The sequence below is a fragment of the Flavobacterium branchiophilum NBRC 15030 = ATCC 35035 genome (assembly GCF_002217205.1).
Lineage (GTDB): Bacteria > Bacteroidota > Bacteroidia > Flavobacteriales > Flavobacteriaceae > Flavobacterium > Flavobacterium branchiophilum.
On sequence record NZ_MUGT01000230.1, the window covers coordinates 1 to 1,374 of the forward strand.

A 1,374-nucleotide genomic window follows, 5' to 3' on the forward strand; every position below is an offset into this window, starting at 1 on the left:
AATTTTCATCAAAATAAAATCTATCAGATGATTGATAGTCTATCAAAAGATTTGTAAAAGTATACCACTCTTTATATTCATCTTGCTTTAAAAGTATTCTTTTAACAATTAATTGCTGATTATTTAACCTAATCTCTCGGTTTTTTTTATTATCTCCAAATCTATACGGTTGTTTAACACTAATTTTATAGTCTTTATATAAAATCTCATCTGTTATGCTATCTATCTTACAATAAAAAACAGTTGGTTCAATCTTGTTAAAAATACTAGATTTGTTAAAATCGCAATATTTAAAACCTCTATACTAAAATTCATTATACTTATCAAAGTAGTATTTATTTTAGGATCATCTATAAGAATATTTGTTTTTGTTGAGACTTCATTAGTACCCTTAACTTCTTTACAAGAAAAAGTAAAGATCAATGATAAATACAACAAACTATATATGACATTTTGTTTATTTTTTAATGCTTCCATACCAATTTGCTTGTTTTTTTGAATGTTGTGAATTTCTCCAATCTATTGTTAATCTACTAAAAACAGTTTGTCCTGACGTCGATGTTGTTTCAAATTTTGAACTCCAAGAGCCAAACGCATTACTTCCTGCTTTTGGATTTTCTGCAAGATTGTATATATTATGAGATGCGCTTGTGAAAGTTGTACCTTGCGTATATCTCGCAGTTTTGGAATAATCGGTTCCGTCCCAATAATACGCTCCATTTGTAATATCAGTATTTGTTGTTAACCCTTGTATTGTAGCGGCAAAAGCATTTTGGGTTTTAATTTTTGCATTACTACCGCTCTCCGTTCCTATTCTTCCTCTATGTGCATACCCAACAACTTGTCCAGGTTTTTGCATTTCTCCTAATATACTATCGCCATCTGCAACTGCTCTATTTTCAATACAGTTAAATATACCCAACATTTCATCTTTTGAAGCTGCTCCAACGGATGCTTCCGCATATATCGTTCCCGCTAATGCTTTGAAAGTATCAATACTAACGGCATTCCCTTTCCCATCTTTTAATTGTTCTAACTTTTTAAACACATAAGTACCATCTTTAGTCTTACTAACATTTTTTGGATCAACAATATAAACATCGTTTGCAGTTCCAGTGTTTCTAACTTGTCCGTAAGAAGTACCATCAGTTCCGAACACATGTGCTTTCCCAGGAGGGTCTTCAGGTCCCATTCCTGTTGGATCAGTTAGATTAATTGGATTACTAAAGCAATATTCATAAGGAGAACGACCTGCAAATTTTTCCATGAGCTGGTCAACACTTATCATAAGACTCAGCTTCGGGTCGTAGTAACGAGCAGAATAATAGTACAGTCCTGTTTCTTCGTCTAATTCTTTGCCGTTAAACTTATACG

General features: G+C 32.4%; 1 protein-coding gene. It reads right to left on the reverse strand.

The window, feature by feature from the left end:
• Positions 1-457: 457 nt before the first annotated feature.
• The coding region (locus B0A58_RS16080; protein ID WP_133063179.1) for an RHS repeat-associated core domain-containing protein at positions 458-1,374 on the reverse strand (917 nt) is incomplete at its 5' end.